We start from the raw sequence: 337 nt of genomic DNA on the forward strand, positions 1-337 counted from the left end.
GGAATGGGCTCCGGTACCCGGGGAGCGGCCTGGAGCCCGGTCGTTCGTCAGATGTTTCCGGTCCCGGCGCCGCCGCTCACGAGCGAGGGGATGTCCTCGGCCGCGTCGAGGTCGTAGGAGTAGGGGACGCCGTCCACTCCGCCGGAGGCCTCCGGCTCACCGGAGCCGTCGAAGACGTTGCCGTTCAGCTCGATCCGGCCGTCGCTGGAGGAGCCGTAGCCCTCCAGGGTCGGGTGGGGCACGTCGGCGAAGTAGTTGCCCTCGACCAGGACGCCGGCGCCCTGGGTGGAGGCGATGCCGGTGTCCACGCCGTCGTAGTAGTTGTTGTAGACGTGGA

General features: G+C 70.0%; 1 pseudogene. It reads right to left on the reverse strand.

Annotation, left to right across the window (positions count from 1 at the left end):
- Positions 1-47 precede the first annotated feature (47 nt).
- Positions 48-337, reverse strand: a pseudogene (locus LP52_RS27885) (pectate lyase); the annotation flags it as partial.

The sequence above is a fragment of the Streptomonospora alba genome, from assembly GCF_000826685.1.
Taxonomy (GTDB): domain Bacteria; phylum Actinomycetota; class Actinomycetes; order Streptosporangiales; family Streptosporangiaceae; genus Streptomonospora; species Streptomonospora alba.